This is a genomic window from Bacillus cereus group sp. BfR-BA-01310 (genome assembly GCF_022664325.1).
In the GTDB taxonomy this organism is placed as follows: domain Bacteria; phylum Bacillota; class Bacilli; order Bacillales; family Bacillaceae_G; genus Bacillus_A; species Bacillus_A paramycoides.
In genome coordinates this window covers 16,230-36,766 of record NZ_JAKUHD010000028.1, presented here as the reverse complement: position 1 = coordinate 36,766, position 20,537 = coordinate 16,230, and the positions used below count along the sequence as shown (strand labels likewise).

Below are 20,537 nucleotides of genomic sequence, written 5' to 3'. Positions count from 1 at the left end.
AGTAATTCCACGAAACACAACATGCGGCATGTGAATCCCTCCGTTAGATAGCTTTATATTTGCTCACATCATAGCACAATTTATTTTGCTGCACTAGAATCTATTGGCACATTTCAATGACATTCTTAAGAATGGGGTACCGTCAGGAAAATACGGATTTACAACGGTAAGGAAATTACAAAATTAAAAAGTCCAATTTCTCAGTATTAAATTGAGAAATTGGACTTTTTTGTTACTCCCGAAAAGCGCCCGATTATTGAACAACATTCCCGATATCTTATTGAAAATAGGCTACCCGTTGGTGAAGATTAATAACAGTCTTCACCAAATTGTTCTTCTGAAATTACTCGTATTCCATTTCTTCTTAATAAAGCAGAAGTAACACCCTGTCCAACAATTTTCTTGCCCACAAATTCACCATTATAAATCATTGAACTGCCACAGGATGGGCTATTTTCCTTAAGAACAACTATTGTCGCATTTATTTCCTTAACTTTTTCTAATGTGGCATAAGCCCCTTTTAAGTAAAGCTCTGTTACATCTTTCCCCGATTTCTCAATTACTTTAGCTTTTCCATCCAAAACATCATCTCCATCTCCATCTACTATTTCAGCAGGTTCTCTTGGGGTTGAAAACCCACCGACTATTTCAGGGCAGATAGTTACAGCTTTATTCTCTTCAACTAATTTCCTTATCTTATTGTCTAAACTATGCGTACCGTTATACCTTACTTCTAGCCCTGCTAAACAGGAACTCACTAATATCATAAACTCCACCTCTTCAATAAAAGTTCAATCATATTATATAAAAATATTATAATGCATATTGAACTAAATCGCCTCGTTAGTTTAAGTAGGGGTATCATCCATTGCCATAAAGTTAAGAAATCTATTACTGCTCAAAACGAAAAAATTAGTTGAATTCTCAAAACTCATTAACTGTAGAAATCGAAAAATTTCGTTTTGGGGGTAATTCTGAATTCTTAAGTTGATGGGCATGTATGGTGACCCCAATGGGCTTGTCGTATTCTTTATCTACCATAATACGACAAATTTTAAGACAGAAGAATGAAATACAATTCATTTATGTATTAGATGGCTTGATACAAAAAGAGTAGGTAATGTTACACCTACTCTTTGAAAAATATATTTTTTAGATTTGCTGAAAGGTTGTAGTTCAGTAAACTTTTTAATTAATGCACCATTATAGGTTTTTTGAGAAGAAGGGACTGTATTTATGCTTTAATCGCCATTCATAATCAGATTTAATTATTTGTTCTAAGGAGTACTGGGGTTGCCATCCTAATATCTCTTTTGCTTTTATACAATTTGCTAAAACATTGGCAGGATCACCGTTACGTCTTTCTACAAATCGATAGTTTAATGTTTGTTTCGTCACGCTCTCAACTTTTTGTGCAATCTCTAATACAGAATATCCTTTTTCAGTACCTAAATTGAATAAATTTGAATCATTACCAGATAATAAATATTGCATACCCAAAGTATGTGCATTTGCTAAGTCTAAAACATGAATGTAATCTCTAATACATGTTCCATCTTTTGTGTCATAATCATTTCCGAAAATTAACAATTCGTTATTTTGTTCTAAAATCGTTTTATTTGCATTTGGAATAATGTGAGTAGGATTTAACATCGCTAAACCATTTGACGCATCCAATTCTGCTCCAGCAACATTGAAATACCTGAATATCACGTATTTCATGCCGTATCTATTAGCTACCCAATGAATTAATTTTTCTCCTGCTAATTTTGTTTCTGCATATGGATTAACGGGTGATGTTGGTGTGTTTTCTGTTGCAGGTGAATGGATACAATTGTTTCCATAAACAGAAGCTGTTGAAGAGAACATAATATTTTTAATGCTATTTTCAACCAAGGCTTCTAATACCATTTGAAGACCCAAAACGTTAGCATTATAATAATCAAATGGTTGTTCCATACTTTCTTTTACAATTATTTTACCAGCACAGTGTAAAACAGCATCCACTTGCAGTTTGGATAATAAAGCGGAAAATTCTGTTTTATCTGTTACATCTAATTGGTAAAATTCAGCTCTATTGTCAACAGCTTCTCGAAAGCCTGTGCTTAAATCATCGACTACAATTACATTAAATCCGTAATCTAGCATTTTCTTTGTAGTATGTGAACCTATGTATCCTGCACCGCCAGTTATTAATATTGTCTGATTCATATTTTTAAGCTCCTATTATAATAGTATGTATTGTTTTTTATTTGACCAATAATTAATAATTTGATGTATTTTCTCGAAATTATTGTAATGATCTTCCAACAATATACCATGTTATTGGAATTTGTTCCATGCAGGAATTAAGTTTAAAGGGGGCTCACCTCATGCCTATCAGGCTAACAAAATAAAATACCCCCAAAATGAGAAAATTAACATCTCCGGGTGAAAATGTACAATTTTTTTGTAGTAAGTTAGCGTTTTTTCCTACTATAAGTCAATTCCCTTTTCATAAGATAAATAACTTTATGAAAAGGGAATTACTTTTAGGGATGGATTAAGGTCACAAAAATAACTATTTTTGTGACTATCAGAGGGTTATTATTCATAACTCCCTAAAACGACCATTTGAGGGAATAACCTTAAATACCAAGGATTCTAGCCTTATCGTGGGAAATGTGATAAAAAGTTGGTGCTACACCGACATTAAAATAGAAGAAATAAAACAAACCCTCGGCAACTTCCTTTCGGAGTAATCGAGGGTTTATTAATTATAAAAATCCTTATTTACTGTTCACTGGTTGTCCATCGAAAACTTTAATATCTAATGGAGCAGTTAAAAATTGATTTGCTCTTCCAACAAAAGAAGTGAAATGTTCACTTGTATTGTGGCTAGCAACTGCTTCTGCATCTTGCCATACTTCAACCATTGTATAGACATTTTCTTTTTCAGTATCCTTATATAAATCGTATGATACATTTCCGTTTTCTTCTCTTGAACCTTGAATTAACGGTTGAATTCCTTCTAGAAATGCTGTTTGTTTTGCTGAATCTACTTGAAATTCTGCGTGAATAATAATCATGCTGCTTCTCCTCTCATATTCCACTTATCTCTACGAAATAATATAAAACAAATCACAAAATTTTCCTGTCACTGTATAAGATTACTTCCGATGGGTAATTTTGTCCATCGGAAAACAAACTAATTTGTATCCACTGTCAGCTGCTTTTCCAATCGAAATTAACATAAATGGTACATAACGGTCTTTATCTAAACTGAAAGCCTCGGCAATTTTGTCTTTCTCAAAACCACCAATTGGGCAGACTCATCCCTAAAAGGGATAGCACCACATGCCCATCAACTTAACATAACAGGTTGCCCACAAAACAATAAAAATGAACTTCGTTGCTGTAAACAGGGAAACGGAAGGTGTTTTAAAAACAAAAATTTATGAATTAGTTATAGCTTCAACTAAGCTTCTTCCAAATTCTCCAGCACCATCTGGACCATCACTTGTTATAATATCTTCATGAATGACAACAGGTTGTACTATATATTCTACATTATTAACTTTTAGTTTATTAATCATTTCATTGATTGGATAACATGTTGCTTTTCGACCAGAAAGTAATCCAGTTTCAACTATAGAAACAGATCCAGCACAAATTCCTGTTACAAGAACTTTTTCATCATAAGCCTGTTTTAAATATTTTATTAATTCTTCGTTCCCCCATAGATGATCTATAGTACCAGTTCCTCCAATAACAGCTACAATATCATAATTATTAGCTGGAACATCAGAGAAAATAACTTCTGATTTTATTTTCCCTTGATAATTTCCTACAATTTCGCCAATCTTTGTACTCGCAATTGTAACTGCTATATTGGAATTTTCTAAGATTGATTTCGGATGAAATAATTCAACTTCATTAAAATTTTCTGGTGGGATAATAAATAATGCTTTTTTATTCATGATGTATCTCCTTCAAATAAAAAGTTTTTTAATACAAACAAAGTTTAACTTTTATTTCTACCACTGTGAATAATGCACTTTTTTGTGCGTAGGTTACCAAAATGTTACTATATGGGGTCTCGCATGACCATCAACTTAAGAATTTTATAACGTCTCCAAAACAAAAAAAATGAGTTGACTTCACATAAATAGCTTTAGGAAAATTAAAATTTTTGTTTAGGGGGTACTTCAAGACCTTAGCTTGATGGGCATGGGGTATCGCCAGCATTTCGGAAAAAAACCACGCTAAGCATGCAAGATTTTATACAGTTTTTCGGCTAATTCAGTAACAAACAAGAAACCTAAAACCGCACTATAATAGGAATGTATAAAAAATTGCATAGATTGATAGAACAAAAAAAGGAGGTTCCCTTGTGAGAGTAGGGTTCCTCCTTGTCTTTACTACCAATAATGAGACGTTATGTTAACTTGGGGTTCAGCCGAGATACGTGTAAAACTAGGTTATAGTAATACATTTTTTACCAAACGTTGTTTTTCAGTGATATTTGTAACATAAACGTTCGTTTTTATTATGTTTTGTATTTGAAAAGATGAAATATCCTAACCGTTGAACTAGCTGTAACAAAATACTGTATCAAAAATAATTTGTAACATTATTAGTAAAACACCTTTTTGTTACACTTAAATCTGATAATGGAAATAAAATACAGGCTATGACCCGAAATTACATATATCTCGGCTGAACCCCAATGTGACACGAAAACAGAAGATACAAGAATGTAAGAAACTAGGCTTAATAAAGGGTTAAGAGAAATCCTTAACCCTCATTTTTTAATACCTTTTCCATTCCACTTATACACCCTACACCATATCCATTATCATTGGCTAATTTCATTATTTCAATTTCTTCATCTGTTAAATTTCATTCTTTATTGCTACTTGGTTTTTTATAAGAATTTCTTAATTCTAACTTAGTCCATTCTTCTTTTGGAATGTCTCTATGTTTATAATCCACAACCTTAATTTGGTTACCTTTAATTTGAAAACTAATTGTTTCTTCACCATAAGGCGGATTATGTGCCCCCTCAAAAGTTTGAACTTGAACAGTTACATATAAGTTGGAATTTGTCTCATCTTTTTCTATTTTAAGGATTTTCTCGAATCCCCGAACCCAGAGTTTAGGTTTATAATAAGTTTCAATTGCTTTACGTATTGGGTCTACTAAGCGTTCAATCAATGCTTCTTTAAGAAGTGTTTTTGGTACTGGTATTCTGTCAATTTTCTTTCTTTTAACATCAATCACTTCCCACATGCCCTTTTCCATTCCACTTGTCTGTTTTTCAACTGTATAAAGTACATTTGTACCGTCATTCTTCCAAAGATGAACATAGCCTTTGTTTCCTTTGATATACAGCAGTGGTTCATCAATCCACTCTTGTTCCATCTGAATAATTCTAAAATATAATTGGGCAAGTGGTGTTATTTTATAACCCAGCTGATTAAAATCACCAAATCCATAGAGTCGATAACCTGTTAGATCAATATCAAAATCCATACTATCTTTATTGTCTTTTTGTACAGTTGCATAGGCTGTGAAAGGCAATGAGATACTCATAAGAATTACAATAATTACAGAAATTGCAGTTAATTTTTGTCTCATATTTAATCACCTCAATTATATATTGTGACAAAAGGGGGGAGATTATTTTATTAACTCAGGGCAAAAAGACTGCTTATGAAAGAATCAATTTCTACCCATTAGGGGGTACGGCAACGATTTCTTCTTTTTGGAGCCACTCACAAATTTATAATAAGAGGTAGTTCAAATAGTTAACTAACTACTTGAACTACCTCTTCGTTTTACCTATCTTGAGTATAGGGGTCCCACCAACTAAATGACATAAAACCCACGCTAAGACATTTTTTAGAAGTTGAATAACTGATTTTCCTACGTTAAGGATTTGTGAGATGAAAAAAGCTACCTTTTCTGTTCTGCAAAAAAGGTAGCTCGGGTGTATCACTTCTAATTTATTGGAACTTGTAGCACGTAAATTTCTTCTTCAACAACATCCATCTGAAGACGCAATGTTTTACATGCATCTTCTACAGCTTGATTATATACATGTGGTCCAAGTTCTTTCATCATAAATTCCAATATATATTCAGCTTCAAGTGAACTTAAGTCTAGTTCGAACTTTTTATAAAAGAAATCCTCAAGACGTGCCTTTATCATCTCTTGATTCTCACGGTTTAATTTTTTTAATTTAGGCATTTAAATTCACTCCTATAAGTTAAGTCCATTGCTTGTTAACAGACATATGTTATATATAAGTTATCTAATTAATCTTCGCACCATAACATTGTGCAACAGCTATTGCTTGTTCGGTATCTAGTCTTACGTTTTTTAAATCAAAAGTTCTAAAATCTATTCTATTAACTGTTGCTCCTCGTAAATCAGCTCCTGAAAGCTTTACTTTCCCTAATTGCGCACCGGTCAAATCGACATCACGTAAATCCGCTTTTTCTAGGTTACATTCATACAAGTCAGCCTCGACTAAGCGAATTCCCTTTAATTTTTGTTTACCTAAATTCGCGAAGCGAAAGTTTGTATAGGACCAATCGCCACCCTCGATTGTTATTCCGTCTAAATTTGCTTCCTCAAAATCGGAACCAGTCATTTTGCATTCCTCAAATTTTGAAACAAACAAATTCGCTCCAGAAAATTTGCAGTTGGCAAATGTTGATCCCTTATGGAGAGAAGCATTAAAGAACGCACCAGTAAAATCACATTCGATAAAGTTACAATTTTGCGTTAAAATCTCTGATGCATCTACACCTCTGAAACGACATTTAATGAAAGTACAGTTTCTTAACTCTTCTTCTTTTATATTGACTCCTCTAAAATCCATTCCTACATACTCATTGTTTATATATTGATTCATGTTCTAGCCTCCTATATTGCTACAATTAGTTTTTTTAGTTTTAAGATAAAAAGAAAAAGGTAATCCGAGCATAGCGATAACAGTAGCTATTATAAATACATCATGAATACTAAGTGTAAAAGCTTGTTGTTGAATCGATATAGCACTCCCACTTAGCTTTTCTGTGTGTACAATCATACGTGTAGCTAATATAGAAGTGAATAAGCCGATAGCAAGGGAACCAAAACTTTGTCTTGTCCAATTATTAATAGAAGATGCATGTCCAGATAAGTTTAAAGGAACTTCTTCCATGCCGGTGTTACTAGCGGGCATGGTTGAAAAAGCGACTCCAATATTACGTATTGCCATCCAGAAAATTATATAGCTAGTAGAGGTATCGACTTGTAAGAAACTTAGTCCCAAAGTACCAATGATAAGTAAAGTAATACCTGTCACAATAAGAGCAAATGCACCTATACGATGATACAACTTTCCGGCAACGATCATTGCTATTACCATCGCTATAGAAGATGGTAATAAAATTAGTCCAGTATCTAAAGCAGACGCATGTTGAACATTTTGTAGGAATAATGGCATTAAATAGGTGCCAGAATATAAACTAATCGTAAGAATACTACTTATGATAATGCTAATCGTGAAACGAGTATTTTGAAACACTCGAATATTGAGTAATGGGGAGGGATGTTTTAGTTCCCACCAAATAAATAAACCCAGTATAATAATGCCGAGAACTAATAAAGAGATGATTTCCCATGAAGTCCAGACCCATTGATGCCCTTGACTGAATGCAACAATTAACATAAAGCTACTAAGAATAACAGTAATGAAACCAATGAAATCAAATGATTTAGGTGTTTGTAATCGGTAATAGGGAATAAGTAACATCGTTAAAATCATTGCAATAATTCCAATAGGAACGTTTATTAAAAAGATCCACTTCCACCCTAATGTTTGAATAAGCCAGCCGCTTAATGTTGGACCCAACGCTGGTGCTAATGTCGCTGAAATACTCCAAATACTCATGGCAAATGCTTGTTTTTCCTTCGCAATAACTTGAAAGATAATTGCCATTGTTGTTGGCATAATTAAACCGCAGAACGCACCTTGTAAAATACGAAATCCAATAAGAGATGATATGCTCCATGAGAATGCGCAAAGCGCTGAAAATAATGTGAAGCCTAAAAGTGAAAAAAAGTACAAATATTTATAACTATATCGGTCTCCTAGAGAACCAGTAATTGGTGCAATAATACCGGTTGCTAGTATGAAACCTGTTATTGTCCATTGAACAGAGTCAAGGTCAGTTTGGAAATATCTCATTATTTCAGGAATCGCAACGTTAATTGTGCTCATATTTAAAATCGATAAAAATGAGCCTAAAAAAATGGGAATTATAATCGGGATAAATGAATCCGTGGTACTTTTTTGTTTGTTCACGTTTGTTTTCCACCTAATGCTTTTTGGAATATGAAATTCAACTGCTTTACTTCTTCTGGAGATAAGTCTTCCCAAAGTGTTTTGATGATGTTTTTCCCCGTCTGATCCATCACATTTAAGAAATGTAGTCCCTTTTGAGTAATTTGTAATAATACGAGGCGTCGATCTGATTCTGAGTGAATACGTTCTATATATCCTCCGTCCACTAGTTTTTTTGATAAATTTGTAACAGCGGGCAATGTAATTTTAAAGAATTGAGATAACTCAGAACTACTTTTGCTACCTTCATTTCTAAGAATCTCTAGAATTAAGTATTGGGAATATGAAATCCTAGCTTCTTTGGCCTCTGGTGGCATAGTATAAGCCATTGTAAATTTTTGAAGCACCAGTAAAGATAATTCCTCAAGTTTTTTAAAATTTAAATCTTCATCATGGTTCATCGTTCAATCACTCCTGACATAAACTTCAAAGATCTTAATGTTTTCTTTTGTTAATCATTAAGACCTTTTAACTATTTCTCATAATAGAATGCTTTTTCCAGAATGTCAAATCTAATAAGTTTGGAGTTCTGCTGAAATACGTGCAAAAATAAAGCATAAGGAAATGCAAAATAAACACTAATTGTAACAAAAACGACTATTTTTGTTACAGCAGCTTGTATCAAAATATGAAGTCAAGTAAACCAGCAATCTAGGTGTAACAAAAATACGTAAAAAAATTATTTAAAGCTGTAACGATAATAGAAAATATAATTGAGCTGTGCTTTTTTATTTGTTATATAAAGTTTATATAACAAACGTGAAATTTAACAAAGTGGACAATTGAACCCCATAACTCATATATATCACACATTGATTCATAGATAAAATATTTTAACAAACGTTTGTTTAATTTTCCCATAACTGATTTCTTCATCATATAAGTAAATAAGATAAGAAAACTCCATCTACATATATTCAAGAATTATATTTAGTTATAACATGAAATTCATTTTCTTATAGTTAATTACTACTGAACATAAATATATGTCTATCTGTAAGAATGCTACATTCTTCTCTATTAACATATACATACATTTTTATTAATTTATTATGATTTAGATATTGATTTAAGATGATTTATACGAAATGAACAAATGGGATTTTCAAGGAAGGAAATGTATTATTTTTTAAATTTACATAATTTTTAGAATAAATGTTTTAAAATGGTATTATTTGTTGTATAATATATACAAACTATTACATAGGTAGTTTCCCTTGTGTTTCTGTTGAAATATGTTGTTTTACCCTTGCTATTATTATCGAAAAAAGAACTTGTAGTGATTCCTACAAGTTCTTTTTGTTTTTGGGGTTAAATGTGGATTTGAAATAAAGCTACAATTTTTTGAGGGGGGAAAGTAAATGTTTGTAAAGACAGAACGATTATTGATACGAAAATTCGAGTTCAAAGATTGGCAAGCTGTCCATGAGTATACATCAGATATCAATGTTATGAAATACATACCCGAAGGGGTTTTTACTGAAGAAGATACAAGAAACTTTGTGAATGAAAACATTGGTGAAAATGCTAAGAACTTTCCTGTGGTATTAATAGATGACAATATTCTAATCGGTCATATTGTATTTCATAAATATTTTGGTGAACATACTTATGAGATTGGTTGGGTGTTCAATCCTAAATATTTCAATAAAGGATATGCTTCTGAAGCAGCACAAGCTACATTGAAATATGGGTTTAAGGAAATGAAATTACATAGAATTATAGCTACATGTCAGCCACAGAACACCCCATCATATCGAGTAATGGAGAAGATTGGAATGAGAAGAGAAGGCTACTTCAGGAAGTGTATACCACATGGTAATGAATGGTGGGATGAATATTATTACTCTATTTTAGAAGAAGAATAGTGTCTCAGAACGCATTATTTAAATCAGAATCTCTTGGCTTATAAAACCGTTAAAATGTGGGTGGTACGCCATGCCCATCAAGCTTAGCTTGATAGCGATGTGGCGAGACCCCATATAGAAAATATAAGAAGCTTAAAAAGAAATTCAAATTGCAAAAGGACCGTACATTTTAGATATGTCTAATATGTACGGTCCTAATTTTATAACTTCATGAAGTAATCAGGGGTACCGCCAGCATTTCGGAAAAATCCCACGCTAAGAGCATACAAAATTTTATACAGTTTTTCGGCTGATCCAACAACAAACGAGAACCCTAATACCGCGCCAGGATAAGGAATGCATAGGTCGATAGAACAAAGAAAGGAGGTTCCCTTGTAAGGGTAAGAGTCCTCCTTGTCCTTGCTACCGATAATAGGACGTTATGTTAACCAATCATGTATGCGATATTCATAAACCCAAAGTAATTAAAATATACTTTGGTTTTTTTTTTTCCAAGACTAGATGTAAATATATCTTTACATTTATACTGTTTTTATATAATCTATTAGTAAAGATATCTTTACATTGTAGGTGAAACGATGGCTGTAAAAAATAGAATTAAGGAACTACGAGTACAACATGAAATTACACAAATTCAAATGGCAAAGGACTTACAGGTTACAAGACAAACGATTGTAGCCATTGAAAACAATCACTACAATCCAAGTTTAGAATTAGCACTGAAAATAGCTCATTACTTTAATCTGAAAATGGAGGACATTTTTACACTTGAATAATCTTGAAATAAAGGAGCAAAAGAACAATGTGGATACAAAAACAAGACGAAATGGAGCAACATCATGTAGCGAAAGCCAGTAAAAATGCGTTCATGGTCTATACTGTTTTATTACTCATTTGGTCGTTATACGATAACTTTAGAAATGATCATTTAGGAAATGCTTTTTTCATTTTATCAGTAGGGAATGCAGTGTATTTTTTAACACTAGTTATACAAAAAAGAAAAATAGAAAGCTTTGAAGAGACAGCTGACTCTGATACAACAATAAAGTTTGTAAAAAGAAACAAACATTTTATCATGTGGGCAGTCATCTTAATCGTTATAATTGTTATTGGATTACTTACAAAATAGAAGAAAAAAGTAACTTCCGAGAACGATAATTATGTAAATACGAAACCCCTTCAGCAAGTAAATTGAAGGTGTTTTTTCTAGATACAGTGGCTACTGATAAGTGGTGTTATGTAAACTTCACATAAGTAAGATATATATACAAGGATTCTTTTATAATTATCAAGAATGTAATAACATATGATTTACTTCAAAATAAGGTGAAGGAATGGTAAATATGAAAACTATTGGTCTACTTGGTGGAATGAGCTGGGAGTCATCAATTATTTATTATAAGTTAATTAATGAATTGATTAAGGAAAAATTAGGTGGTCATAATTCAGCACAAAGTCTTATGTATTCGGTAAATTTTCAAGAAATAAAAACACTTCAACACGAAGGAGAATGGGAAAAAGCTACTAAAATTATGATTGAGGCTAGTAAGAAGATTGAATGTGGTGGTGCAGATTTTCTTGTAATTTGCACCAATACGATGCATAAAATGGCTGATGAGGTAGAATTAGCTTTATCTATACCATTACTTCATATTGCAGATGCAACTGCAATTAAAATTATGGAGAAAGGGATTAAGAAAGTAGGTCTTTTGGCTACAGAGTTTACGATGGAAGAAGATTTTTATAAAGGACGATTAAAAAATAAATATGGTTTAAATGTTCTTGTTCCTAATGAAGAAGACAGAAAAATTGTTCATAATATCATTTATCAAGAATTGTGTCTTGGAAAAATATTTTCTCAATCAAAAGAAAAATATATAAAAATTATAGATAATCTTATTAAGGATGGAGCGGAAGCTATTATACTTGGATGTACAGAGATTACCCTTTTAGTTTCACAAGAAGATTGCAAAGTACCAGTATTTGATACTACCCGTATTCATGCTCAATGTGCTGTTGAATATGCTTTGAATAAAGAAAATGTGGAGAGCTTTAAGAGCTAAGTTCTTATAATGTATGTTATTGAGTTTAACTTTACCTAACGATAATTATGTCAATAAGCTGTCCATATGAGCAGCTTATTGTATTTTTTGCTTAGCGTGGTTTTTTTCCGAAATGCTGGCGGTACCCCACACCTATCAAGTTAAGCTTATATGAGTTTAATTTCATTTAAGATTTTTTCTTTTTTCTAAAGAACTAGTGTAAGTTCTTTAAAGATTTGCATACCAAATAAACCCTATCGGGTTTCAATTTTTTGGATTACGCTACATGGTTGTGAGACATAGAAAAGTTATATACGACGCCTAAGATATCAAAGACTGTTTTCTTCTCATACCTATGGGATTTTCGCCCATTTCTCTGTAGAAGATTGAACAAACGAAGTAGTATCTTTGATATTTCTTGGGTGTCTTTTTGTAGAGCTTGATAAATAAGTAGAAAATAATCTTTGATGATATAAATCGCTTTATATTCACTCAACTCTCGTTTCTTCTTGGTGAGGAGTAATTGGCGCATTTGAAACATAGTGGAGGAACAAAGAAGGATACTAATTAACTGTCCGTATAAATGACACTCTAATCGTTCTAATTTTACAGAATTACAGTGATGAATACGAAAAAATGATTTCCATGTTTTAAATAGAAGTTCAATTTGCCACCGTAATGAGTAAAAATCGTATACTTGTTCTTTTGGCAGGTACTCCGAAGGGATATTTGTAATGTAAAAGTTAATCGCACTTAGTCGCTTACTGCGTTCTTTATAGGTAATTTGTTTCTTATGTTCTTTAGATGCTAAATCCTTTTTTCTACGTTTCATTTGCGTTTCAGTTAATTTATATAGAATGAGTCTTGCCGGAAGCTTTTGATACATTCCAATATAAATCTCAGGAATTTCATATGTTTCACCAGACTGTAATTGGTCAATGAATTGCTCCATATCTAATTGGATGTACTCAGAGTGCTTTTTTATTGTTCCACTTTGAAAGTATTCAGGCTCTTTATTCTTTTGATATATACGTGTATTGAGCTTTAATCGTGAAATAAAATAAGCATCACACTCGCTTATAGTATGTAGATCTTTTAAGTCGAAGTATCCTAAATCACGTATACATACATCGTGTGGTTGAAGAGACGTTAGGCAAGTGGATCCATAAGTTTTATCATTGTGTTTTCCCGATCCTACATGAACATGTAGAAACTGACCACTTAGTAAATCGTACTCTAATTGAATTTTCACACCAGCACTTTGACCACTACCTCCTGAACCTTGATATGTAGAGACAAATTTATCTGGAACCTGAAAATGTGTAGAATCCAATACACGAATCCGACGGAAATATTTTGTATACAAAGTTGGAATCTTGCTTGAAGAACAAAATTGTTGGTGAAGTAAATGTGCTAAGAGTTGTTGTAAAAACTGTACGGCCCGAGAATTAAAGCGTTGATTGAGTCCTTCTGGACTCATAGAAATACCTGTGTTAGCTTCTAATCGACTACATAATTGGGTCAATGAAGTGTGAGCAACGTTTTTGCTTAACCAAACACATAAAGCTACTAAATCTTGTGCACGATATTTGCTCTTGCGTTGAACAAACCCTATCTCTTTAGCTAATTGTTCCAAAGCATAGGGGGACATATGTCGTTGTAATTCTTTAGAGAGTAATTGTAGTTCATCAGAAATTGATAGATTCATACAAAAGCACCATCCCTTCTATATATTTCTACAAAAAGGATAACGTTTTCTGTGAATTATGAGTATAAATTTATCTTAGTGTAGAGTGACAATAAAATTGTTTGAATTTTGGATGTATGATGCTGTTTTATACCACCTTTTTTTCGTTTCATGTATGATAATAAGTAAGAATATTTAGATATTACTTTAAATTTGAAAGGAGCTTAATAAATATGTGGGAGAAACAGAGCATTGAAACTGAACGAGGGATCTTTGAATATTTTAAAAAAGGGAAAGGGAAACCAATTTGTATAACGCATCTATATAGCGAGTATAACGAAAAAGGAAATTTATTCGCCTCATTATTCGTTGAGCGATATACAGTGTACTTGATTAATTTAAGAGGTTGTGGCAATTCGACTCATGATATTTCGGAATTCGAGTTTAGTATGGCAGATTCTGTTGAAGATTTAGAAGCCATTCGGAAAGCATTACGTATTGAAAAATGGTCATTTGCAGGACATTCTACGGGAGGAATGCTCGCCTTAAAATATACTATTTTATATCCTGAAAGCTTAATTGAAATTATTGCGGGAGGATTATGTGCATCTTCAAATTATGCACGTCATAAAGGTAGTATTTATTGTGCTAAAAATCCCAATAATGCACGATTAAAGGAGATATTCAAAGTATTACATAACCCATCCTCAACACTTGAAGAAAGACGTGCTGCTAGTAAAGAATGGTTAATGATGTCTTTATATAATGAAAAAGCTTATGACGAAATGATGAATAGACCAAACAGTGGAAAAACCGTTTCAAAACGTCTGGATTATTTTTCTTATGAGGAGCTACCTACATATGATTTACGCCCGCAATTAAAAGATGTACAAACATTAGCTTATATCTATTCAGGATTATATGATGCACAATGTCCACATGAATATGCTGTAGAAGCTGCTAACTTAATGCCCAATGCTACAATGACAACATTTGAAAAGAGTAATCACTTTCCCTTTGTAGAAGAAGAAGCAGAGTTTAAAGCATTTCTTTCTAAAATTGTAATATAGATTAAGTTTAAATATGGTACGGATATAATTTGTATTTTACAAAAGGGTTTTATTTATTCGGCTCTCAAATTAAACAACTTTATTATTTTTCAAAAAATTCGATTTTAATAGTACAACTTGATTTTTAAATAACTTTTTCATCCTTACACACTTAGATTGATGAGTCCCGCCCCATACCCATCAATCTAAGATTTTAAAGTACTCCTTAAACGGAAATTTTGTGTTTTTTATGGCACCGAAGTTCATTTTTATCGTTTTGTGGGCAACTTGTTCTGTTAGGTTGATGGGCATGTGGCGGTACCCCTAAGAGAATAATAAAATCCTTTTCTTATCCATTAATATGCTTATTCAAGTATATACAATTAATAATACCATTAACCATTCCCAGAAACATCTAATTATATTGATTATTTTGTGTTCCAAAAGGTACACCTTTTTTAGCACCGTAAACCCTACTGTATTTATCACTTCAAAAGGTTTGAAAACACACTTTTGAAGTGATAAATAATTAATGACATCTTTTGAAGTATTTTTGCTATAAGGGGTCACTATACATGTCGGGAAATAATAATTAATTTTGTCCAGAGATAATAAAGTTGTTTAATTTACAATAAATTCGTTTAAAACATAATAAAGTTATTTAAAAAATGCTGGTCATGTTATTCAACAATTGAGCCATTTAATTGAATAAGACTACACAAAAAGTCGCTTTCCCTTACGTAAGGAAAGTGACTTTTTAGCTTGATTTCCCCCTTGTTATCAAGCTATTTATTTTAAGTTCCTTTGACTAATTTCGAAAATGTTGTTGACTATTCAGTTGAACTGTATTACGTTATTATTAAGTTGAACTATATAGTCGAACTGAATAAAGGGTGAGGATATGAAACATAAATTATTACCGTTGTCTGAAACCATGCATTATATTTTATTAGCTATGCGTGAGCCACTCCATGGCTATGCCGTAATGCAGAAGATAGAAAAGATAAGTAACGGTACTGTTATTTTAGCAGCTGGTACATTATACGGTGCGATTGAAAACTTGAATAAGCATGGTTGGATTGAATCTGTTGGAGAGTCAGGTCGGAGAAAAGTTTATATGATAACTGCGGAAGGAAGTGCCATTTTGAAAATGGAGCAAAATAGGCTATTACATATTTTATCCCTGTACGAAGGAAGTGAATCGAATGAAGAAAGCTAAGATATTTTTTGATATCGAAAAAGAGGAGCAATGGCTGAATGAGCAATTACAAAAAGGCTATCGTTGTACAAATATTAGTGGATTAGGAATATACACTTTCGAAAAAACCGACAAGAGATATGTGATGCGACTGGATTATCAAGATTATTTGTCAAAGAAAAAGTTTAAAGATTACAGAGGGATATATGAAGATTTCGGTTGGAACTATATAAAGGGGCCCTGGCTTAGTGGAACTCGATATTGGCAAAAAGAAGATGATGATCAAAATGAAATCTTCTCGGATCGCCAATCAAAGAGCAATTATTATAAAAGATTGATGGGTTATTCATCTGGTATTGGTATACTGTTATTGCCTTATTTTCATATGCTTTACAAGAATTCAGGTGTATATTTAACTGAAGGTCTTTGGAGTATGAAAGGTGCATTGTTTTGGAAAGCATTATTATTTGAAACTCCATTTGTCCTTTTGAGGTTGCTTCCAGCCCTTATGCTTGTTTTCGTTGGTATCAGCTTCTATAAAACTTATCAAAAGTATTCAATGTTAAAAGAAAAATAAACGTTTTTTAAATTTTCCAGAATCGCGCGCTATTGTTGAATAAACCTTAGATTTCCAAACGACTTTATTGTTATATTTTTGAGTACAGTGAAGTATCTTATATCGAAAATTAAATAACTATATTTTAACCCCGTCCTAAATTTAGTATGGGGTTATGCTTGTTTTAGGTATTAAAGTTAAATAACTTTATTGTCTTTATACAGTATGTACCTAGAGCCGTATTTCAATTTAAATGTGTTACGATAGTAATATATTCGTTTTGCTAGTAAAAGGAGATGAGTGTCGATGAAAAACCACATAAAAGTAAATGGGAAAATCCTTCAAACAAATAAAAAATGGTCACATCTCAAGCAAAAACAAAAAGAACATATTTCTAATTGGTTACGTAGAGAATATACACAGTTTGTAAAAACACATCATAGGAAACCTAAAAAGTATGAACATGATGAGATTCTTCATGAAGTGATGAATCAAATACAGGAACGTGAAATTTGGATTCCTTATGGTGAAGTAAAAAAATATTATCTAAGCAAAATAGGAAGATGGTTTAGAAAAATAGAAAGTGAATGGGAATCACAAATATCCAACAGTGAAAAGCAACAGGTATTAGAAGAAAAATAAATCCAAACAAACCAGGGGGCACATTTCATGTTTAATTTACAAGAAGATATGTATGAACAATTGAAAGAGAAAAAAGGGGAAGTTACTGTATTTTTAAAGAATGGCGTTCCAGTGCGTGGGCAGATCCTTGCAACAGATAAATTTACCGTCCTAATGATGATTCATGGTAAACAACAACTAATCTACAAACAAGCAATCTCTACACTTGCTATGTAATACATACTGGACTTATGTAAATATTTCTCAATATCATATTATTACTATATAAACTATAATATAAGTAATTCTTTTTATTATTTATATTTTGTTATTTCCTGTTGCAGAATCCTTGTCTTGTTATAAGGATTCTCTTTTTTGTATTACGAATCTACAAATGAAAAAGATAAGATCGGAGAGTATGATCTTATCTTTAGCATCAGGGAAAAACAAATGACAGAAATCATCTTAATTTTTATAATATTATGTTTATTATTGATTTTCTATATGAAAACCATATATTACAGATATATCTATATTGAGGAATTTATTATAAAACAAACTATAAATGATCAAAAAATCGAATGTAAACTTTTACCCATTAGTTTACTTTCAAACCCTTGGTTTTATTGAATTTATAGCAATTTACCCATTCCCCTCAAAAAGACTATTAAAGTATACATTCAAAACACTATTAATAAAAAGGTTATAATACCTATGAACAAAAAAACAAGCTAAGGTTGATCTAGCTTGTTTAAATAAATTACATCAGCACAAGCAATACTCTTCTAGACACAAAAAATTTAATTACAAATCCCTTATATGCTTTCTAATATCTGAAGCTACTTTAGTAGGGTCATTGATTTCAAAATAAACATATTTATATTTTTCATGTCCTTCTAATTCAATCATTACGAGTGGTACTCTATTTTCATAAGAAAGAAAGTACCATTCATCAGCATATTTAAAACTACCTTCAAAAATGTTAAGTGCAGAAATTGAAGTTCCAGGCATACGGAGCATCCATTGTGGAGCTTCAAAATAATCAACATATACATTCTTAATAGTATTATAAGGAATTTTTAATTTTAATTTTAAAGCAAAGAAACCTGTTACTCCATTTAACTTTAAAATTACACTTTCATTATCAAATAATACTTCTCTTCCCATGACTTCCCCCCTAACTTTGATTAACGTATTTTTTCTAAATTATACCATCCGCTTACAAAAACAATACATACCTAGTTACCATAATCCCACATTATCGGTAGCAAAACAGAAAAGGAACTGACTCATAATCTTATGAGTCAGTTCCTTTTCCACTCTTTTTTATAATATATATAGAATTTCATAATAGTAAAAAACAATATTTCTAACCTGTCCATAGTATCGGCCCCACCTACGCCAGATACCCTGATAGCCACTCGTGCCATCCAACCCATTATTATTATAAAAGAAAACGCTTACAATGTAAATAATTTCCTGATTTTTTATGTTTTAAAAAACACAATTACTCTTATCTAAAAGATTAGAGTAATTGTGTTTACATAAATTCCGTTATTGGAAGTTATTTTGTATATTAGTATTCTCATTAGATGTTTTTAAAAACTTTGGAAATAATTTATAAATCAAGTTCCAGAATAAACATCCTAATAATGTTCCAAAGGTGTTCAATATTATATCGTCTATATCTGATGAACGTCCTGATGGAAAGATATATTGGATAAATTCGATTAGTAGAGAAAATAAAAAGCCTATCATTGTTACTTGATAAATAGAAAGTTTTGTGTGATTTTTCCATAATAAGGTGAAGCCGAATGGTATAAATAGAATTATGTTAAACAATATATTTTTGATAGGAACCATAATATCAACATAATTGGTCATTAATTTATACATCCCAATAAAGGGGATTAAGTTTACTACTCTTATTTGTTCTATCCCTGTATGTCTTGGTATCACAGTAATCAGTAAAATGGCAATTATCGAGAGAGAAAAAATTATGTTCATAATGATTGTGTTTTTATGTACAACTGTTTTATTCCCCTTCCTTTTTACTAATACAATTGCAATTGTACATATAATAATAGTTGCAATTAAAAACAGGGGAACTGCATAACCAAAAGATCTCCATAACTGTGTCATATTTTACCATCCTTTTTATTCCATTTTAGCATATTTAAAGATATAAAAGTAAAATGTATATCCTATACATGCTCGGTTAACATAACGTATCATTATTGGTAGCAAAGAAAAGGGGAATCCTTACTCTCAGAAGGAATCCCCTTTTTTATTTTCTATAATGCTATTCACCTTTTTATACATTCCTATATTGGCATGGGTTTTAGGGTTCTCGTTTGTTACTGGATTAGCCGAAAAACTGTATAAAATCTTGCATGCTCTTAGCGTGGGTTTTTGCCGAAATGCTGGCGGTATTGTGGGTTTGAAATAAAGTCGTACCGTTTTGCCCCTTTGGATATGCTTTATCTGAAGGGGTTTCCTATGGTAAAAGTAATATAAGGTTATACGAACGGGCCATTTTGTTGTACTATTAAGGGGAAACAAGTAATTGCGTGGTTAATCGTTGCATGTGAAATAGGGTTTTGGGTTGTTATCACATTAGGTCTATTCACACGATATATCCTTAAAAAAAATAAATTAGGATTGTTTTTCCTAGCTTTAACACCTGTTATTGATTTAATTTTATTAGTTGCTACGGGTGTCGACTTGTATCGTGGTGCAATTGCTACCCAAGTGCATGCAATTGCTGCTGTTTATATTGGAATCTCAATCGCATTCGGTAGGAGTATGATTGAATGGGCTGATATACGCTTTCAATATTATGTGATGAAACAAGGATCAAAACCAGTTAAAAGATTTGGCATCGATTACGCGAAATACTACTTTAAAAGCTGGGGACAACATGTGCTTGCTTTTCTAATAGGTGCCGGAATTTTATCCATCTTAATCTATTTAATTAACGATTCTTCTCGAACAGAAGTGTTGGCTGGATTTCTAAAAGTATGGACACTTGTGTTAGGTATCGATTTTTTGATGGCCATAAGCAATTTTATTTGGCCGAAAAGGGCAAAGGGGTAACAATTTAAAATACCGCAAACGGGCGCGATTGTTTAAGATCATC

The 20,537-nt window shown here is 32.0% G+C and carries 22 protein-coding genes and 1 pseudogene; 10 read left to right on the top strand and 13 right to left on the bottom strand.

The window, feature by feature from the left end:
• Positions 1–308: 308 nt before the first annotated feature.
• From MR109_RS26390 to MR109_RS26345, 10 genes and pseudogenes are all read right to left on the bottom strand, one after another.
• Positions 309–767: a 2-thiouracil desulfurase family protein gene (locus MR109_RS26390; protein ID WP_242274452.1), complete on the bottom strand. Its 459-nt coding sequence runs from the start codon at positions 765–767 to the stop codon at positions 309–311.
• Positions 768–1,203: 436 nt separating this feature from the next.
• Positions 1,204–2,211 carry a UDP-glucose 4-epimerase GalE gene (gene galE / locus MR109_RS26385; protein WP_242274451.1) on the bottom strand — a complete coding sequence of 336 codons (1,008 nt, stop codon included), beginning with the start codon at positions 2,209–2,211 and terminating at the stop codon, positions 1,204–1,206.
• Between the two features lie 557 nt (positions 2,212–2,768).
• Complete coding sequence (locus MR109_RS26380) at positions 2,769–3,068, bottom strand: putative quinol monooxygenase (RefSeq protein WP_242274450.1); 300 nt, start codon at positions 3,066–3,068, stop codon at positions 2,769–2,771.
• An 81-nt stretch (positions 3,069–3,149) separates the two neighbouring features.
• Positions 3,150–3,308, bottom strand: a pseudogene (locus tag MR109_RS26375) (nitroreductase family protein); the annotation flags it as partial.
• A 126-nt stretch (positions 3,309–3,434) separates the two neighbouring features.
• Positions 3,435–3,959, bottom strand: a complete 525-nt coding sequence (locus MR109_RS26370) for a DJ-1/PfpI family protein (RefSeq protein WP_242274449.1) — start codon at positions 3,957–3,959, stop codon at positions 3,435–3,437.
• Between the two features lie 922 nt (positions 3,960–4,881).
• Entirely contained in the window at positions 4,882–5,619 is a 738-nt protein-coding gene (locus MR109_RS26365) for a DUF3888 domain-containing protein (protein ID WP_242274448.1), read from the bottom strand.
• A gap of 363 nt (positions 5,620–5,982) precedes the next feature.
• Positions 5,983–6,231 (bottom strand): DUF2164 domain-containing protein, encoded by a 249-nt coding sequence (locus MR109_RS26360; RefSeq protein WP_242274447.1) that lies wholly within the window; start codon positions 6,229–6,231, stop codon positions 5,983–5,985.
• 64 nt (positions 6,232–6,295) lie between these two features.
• Positions 6,296–6,901: a pentapeptide repeat-containing protein gene (locus tag MR109_RS26355; protein ID WP_242274446.1), complete on the bottom strand. Its 606-nt coding sequence runs from the start codon at positions 6,899–6,901 to the stop codon at positions 6,296–6,298.
• 3 nt (positions 6,902–6,904) lie between these two features.
• A complete protein-coding gene (locus tag MR109_RS26350) occupies positions 6,905–8,338 on the bottom strand; it encodes an MDR family MFS transporter (RefSeq protein WP_242274445.1) in 1,434 nt (477 codons plus the stop codon).
• Positions 8,335–8,778, bottom strand: coding sequence for a MarR family transcriptional regulator (locus tag MR109_RS26345; RefSeq protein ID WP_242274444.1), 444 nt, complete (start codon positions 8,776–8,778; stop codon positions 8,335–8,337). Before MR109_RS26345 ends, MR109_RS26350 begins: the two co-directional genes overlap by 4 nt.
• A gap of 960 nt (positions 8,779–9,738) precedes the next feature.
• Here MR109_RS26345 and MR109_RS26340 point away from each other — a divergent pair.
• From MR109_RS26340 to MR109_RS26325, 4 genes are all read left to right on the top strand, one after another.
• Positions 9,739–10,245: a GNAT family N-acetyltransferase gene (locus MR109_RS26340; RefSeq protein WP_006097033.1), complete on the top strand. Its 507-nt coding sequence runs from the start codon at positions 9,739–9,741 to the stop codon at positions 10,243–10,245.
• Positions 10,246–10,823: 578 nt separating this feature from the next.
• On the top strand, positions 10,824–11,021 hold the full coding sequence (locus MR109_RS26335) for a helix-turn-helix transcriptional regulator (protein ID WP_002090667.1): 198 nt from the start codon (positions 10,824–10,826) through the stop codon (positions 11,019–11,021).
• A gap of 26 nt (positions 11,022–11,047) precedes the next feature.
• Entirely contained in the window at positions 11,048–11,374 is a 327-nt protein-coding gene (locus MR109_RS26330; protein ID WP_242274443.1) for a hypothetical protein, read from the top strand.
• Between the two features lie 214 nt (positions 11,375–11,588).
• The gene (locus tag MR109_RS26325; RefSeq protein WP_242274442.1) at positions 11,589–12,308 is read left to right on the top strand and encodes an aspartate/glutamate racemase family protein; all 720 of its coding nucleotides are present in this window, start codon (positions 11,589–11,591) and stop codon (positions 12,306–12,308) included.
• Between the two features lie 256 nt (positions 12,309–12,564).
• On the opposite strand, the gene MR109_RS26320 is transcribed toward MR109_RS26325, so the two are convergent.
• Complete coding sequence (locus MR109_RS26320) at positions 12,565–13,995, bottom strand: IS4 family transposase (RefSeq protein WP_242274441.1); 1,431 nt, start codon at positions 13,993–13,995, stop codon at positions 12,565–12,567.
• Positions 13,996–14,207: 212 nt separating this feature from the next.
• On the opposite strand from MR109_RS26320, the gene MR109_RS26315 reads away from it, so the two are divergent.
• From MR109_RS26315 to hfq, 5 genes are all read left to right on the top strand, one after another.
• Positions 14,208–15,044 (top strand): alpha/beta fold hydrolase, encoded by an 837-nt coding sequence (locus MR109_RS26315; protein ID WP_242274440.1) that lies wholly within the window; start codon positions 14,208–14,210, stop codon positions 15,042–15,044.
• A gap of 880 nt (positions 15,045–15,924) precedes the next feature.
• A complete protein-coding gene (locus MR109_RS26310; RefSeq protein ID WP_000681020.1) occupies positions 15,925–16,242 on the top strand; it encodes a PadR family transcriptional regulator in 318 nt (105 codons plus the stop codon).
• A complete protein-coding gene (locus tag MR109_RS26305) occupies positions 16,229–16,798 on the top strand; it encodes a DUF2812 domain-containing protein (RefSeq protein ID WP_048375848.1) in 570 nt (189 codons plus the stop codon). The genes MR109_RS26310 and MR109_RS26305 overlap by 14 nt, the downstream gene beginning before the upstream one ends.
• Positions 16,799–17,083: 285 nt before the next feature.
• Positions 17,084–17,419 (top strand): hypothetical protein, encoded by a 336-nt coding sequence (locus MR109_RS26300; RefSeq protein ID WP_000788509.1) that lies wholly within the window; start codon positions 17,084–17,086, stop codon positions 17,417–17,419.
• 27 nt (positions 17,420–17,446) lie between these two features.
• Positions 17,447–17,635, top strand: a complete 189-nt coding sequence (hfq, locus tag MR109_RS26295; RefSeq protein WP_048375849.1) for an RNA chaperone Hfq — start codon at positions 17,447–17,449, stop codon at positions 17,633–17,635.
• Between the two features lie 567 nt (positions 17,636–18,202).
• Here hfq and MR109_RS26290 read toward each other — a convergent pair.
• Together MR109_RS26290 and MR109_RS26285 are read right to left on the bottom strand one after the other, a co-directional pair.
• On the bottom strand, positions 18,203–18,565 hold the full coding sequence (locus MR109_RS26290; protein ID WP_242274439.1) for a hypothetical protein: 363 nt from the start codon (positions 18,563–18,565) through the stop codon (positions 18,203–18,205).
• Positions 18,566–18,952: 387 nt separating this feature from the next.
• Positions 18,953–19,540 carry a VanZ family protein gene (locus MR109_RS26285; protein WP_242274438.1) on the bottom strand — a complete coding sequence of 196 codons (588 nt, stop codon included), beginning with the start codon at positions 19,538–19,540 and terminating at the stop codon, positions 18,953–18,955.
• Positions 19,541–19,945: 405 nt separating this feature from the next.
• Here MR109_RS26285 and MR109_RS26280 point away from each other — a divergent pair, with 405 nt between their 5' ends.
• Complete coding sequence (locus MR109_RS26280; RefSeq protein WP_242274453.1) at positions 19,946–20,494, top strand: hypothetical protein; 549 nt, start codon at positions 19,946–19,948, stop codon at positions 20,492–20,494.
• Positions 20,495–20,537 lie beyond the last annotated feature (43 nt).

Excerpts from the sequence above, each read along its gene's own strand:
- MR109_RS26390 (WP_242274452.1), bottom strand. The coding sequence starts at position 767 with ATGATATTAGTGAGTTCCTGTTTAGCAGGGCTAGAAGTAAGGTATAAC.
- galE (WP_242274451.1), bottom strand. The coding sequence starts at position 2,211 with ATGAATCAGACAATATTAATAACTGGCGGTGCAGGATACATAGGTTCA.
- MR109_RS26380 (WP_242274450.1), bottom strand. The coding sequence starts at position 3,068 with ATGATTATTATTCACGCAGAATTTCAAGTAGATTCAGCAAAACAAACA.
- MR109_RS26370 (WP_242274449.1), bottom strand. The coding sequence starts at position 3,959 with ATGAATAAAAAAGCATTATTTATTATCCCACCAGAAAATTTTAATGAA.
- MR109_RS26365 (WP_242274448.1), bottom strand. The coding sequence starts at position 5,619 with ATGAGACAAAAATTAACTGCAATTTCTGTAATTATTGTAATTCTTATG.
- MR109_RS26360 (WP_242274447.1), bottom strand. The coding sequence starts at position 6,231 with ATGCCTAAATTAAAAAAATTAAACCGTGAGAATCAAGAGATGATAAAG.
- MR109_RS26355 (WP_242274446.1), bottom strand. The coding sequence starts at position 6,901 with ATGAATCAATATATAAACAATGAGTATGTAGGAATGGATTTTAGAGGA.
- MR109_RS26345 (WP_242274444.1), bottom strand. The coding sequence starts at position 8,778 with ATGAACCATGATGAAGATTTAAATTTTAAAAAACTTGAGGAATTATCT.
- MR109_RS26340 (WP_006097033.1), top strand. The coding sequence starts at position 9,739 with ATGTTTGTAAAGACAGAACGATTATTGATACGAAAATTCGAGTTCAAA.
- MR109_RS26335 (WP_002090667.1), top strand. The coding sequence starts at position 10,824 with ATGGCTGTAAAAAATAGAATTAAGGAACTACGAGTACAACATGAAATT.
- MR109_RS26330 (WP_242274443.1), top strand. The coding sequence starts at position 11,048 with ATGTGGATACAAAAACAAGACGAAATGGAGCAACATCATGTAGCGAAA.
- MR109_RS26325 (WP_242274442.1), top strand. The coding sequence starts at position 11,589 with ATGAAAACTATTGGTCTACTTGGTGGAATGAGCTGGGAGTCATCAATT.
- MR109_RS26320 (WP_242274441.1), bottom strand. The coding sequence starts at position 13,995 with ATGAATCTATCAATTTCTGATGAACTACAATTACTCTCTAAAGAATTA.
- MR109_RS26315 (WP_242274440.1), top strand. The coding sequence starts at position 14,208 with ATGTGGGAGAAACAGAGCATTGAAACTGAACGAGGGATCTTTGAATAT.
- MR109_RS26310 (WP_000681020.1), top strand. The coding sequence starts at position 15,925 with ATGAAACATAAATTATTACCGTTGTCTGAAACCATGCATTATATTTTA.
- MR109_RS26305 (WP_048375848.1), top strand. The coding sequence starts at position 16,229 with ATGAAGAAAGCTAAGATATTTTTTGATATCGAAAAAGAGGAGCAATGG.
- MR109_RS26300 (WP_000788509.1), top strand. The coding sequence starts at position 17,084 with ATGAAAAACCACATAAAAGTAAATGGGAAAATCCTTCAAACAAATAAA.
- hfq (WP_048375849.1), top strand. The coding sequence starts at position 17,447 with ATGTTTAATTTACAAGAAGATATGTATGAACAATTGAAAGAGAAAAAA.
- MR109_RS26290 (WP_242274439.1), bottom strand. The coding sequence starts at position 18,565 with ATGGGAAGAGAAGTATTATTTGATAATGAAAGTGTAATTTTAAAGTTA.
- MR109_RS26285 (WP_242274438.1), bottom strand. The coding sequence starts at position 19,540 with ATGACACAGTTATGGAGATCTTTTGGTTATGCAGTTCCCCTGTTTTTA.